Below are 1,276 nucleotides of genomic sequence, written 5' to 3' on the forward strand. Positions count from 1 at the left end.
TTGAAAGCTTTGATCGGCCGCAGTGAATAGGCCCAAGCGACTGTTTACCAAAAACACAAGTCTCTGCTAAGTCGAAAGACGAAGTATAGGGGCTGACACCTGCCCGGTGCTGGAAGGTTAAGGGGAAGGGTTAGCATAAGCGAAGCTCTGAACTTAAGCCCCAGTAAACGGCGGCCGTAACTATAACGGTCCTAAGGTAGCGAAATTCCTTGTCGGGTAAGTTCCGACCCGCACGAAAGGTGTAACGATTTGGGCACTGTCTCAACAATGGATCCGGTGAAATTGTAGTACTCGTGAAGATGCGAGTTACCCGCGACAGGACGGAAAGACCCCGTGGAGCTTTACTGCAGGCTGACATTGGATTTTGGCATTGCATGTACAGGATAGGTGGGAGACTGAGAAACCAGTGCGCCAGTATTGGTGGAGTCGCCCTTGGGATACCACTCTTGTAATGCTGAAATTCTAACCTGGTACCATGAAACTGGTATGGGGACACTGTCAGTTGGGCAGTTTGACTGGGGCGGTCGCCTCCTAAAAAGTAACGGAGGCGCTCAAAGGTTCCCTCAGCACGGTCGGAAATCGTGCGAAGAGTGTAAAGGCAAAAGGGAGCTTAACTGCGACACCAACAAGTGGAGCAGAAACGAAAGTTGGACTTAGTGATCCGGTGGTTCCGAGTGGAAGGGCCATCGCTCAACGGATAAAAGCTACCCCGGGGATAACAGGCTTATCTCCCCCAAGAGTCCACATCGACGGGGAGGTTTGGCACCTCGATGTCGGCTCGTCTCATCCTGGGGCTGGAGTAGGTCCCAAGGGTTGGGCTGTTCGCCCATTAAAGAGGCACGCGAGCTGGGTTCAGAACGTCGTGAGACAGTTCGGTCCCTATCCGTCGTGGGCGTAGGAAATTTGAGAGGAGCTGTCCTTAGTACGAGAGGACCGGGATGGACAGACCGCTGGTGTATCAGTTGTCATGCCAATGGCACGGCTGAGTAGCTAAGTCTGGAAGGGATAAGTGCTGAAGGCATCTAAGCACGAAGCCCCCCTCAAGATGAGATTTCCCACTTTTAAAGGTAAGACTCCAAGAAGACCACTTGGTAGATAGGTCTCAGGTGTAAGAGTAGCAATACTTTAAGCTAAGAGATACTAATAAGTCGAGGACTTGACCTAAAACATGTTTAAAATGCAAAAGTAGTTTTCGTCTGGTGACGATAGCAAGATGGACACACCTGTACCCATACCGAACACAGAAGTTAAGCATCTTAACGCCGATGGTACTTGG

General features: G+C 50.8%; 2 rRNA genes. Both read left to right on the forward strand.

Features of this window, described 5'->3' with window-relative positions:
* Nucleotides 1–1,164 (forward strand): 23S ribosomal RNA (locus BUB33_RS15650); the annotation flags it as partial.
* A gap of 31 nt (nucleotides 1,165–1,195) precedes the next feature.
* A 5S ribosomal RNA gene (gene rrf, locus BUB33_RS15655) occupies nucleotides 1,196–1,276 on the forward strand; the annotation flags it as partial.

Source organism: Tissierella praeacuta DSM 18095, assembly GCF_900128955.1.
GTDB lineage: Bacteria > Bacillota > Clostridia > Tissierellales > Tissierellaceae > Tissierella > Tissierella praeacuta.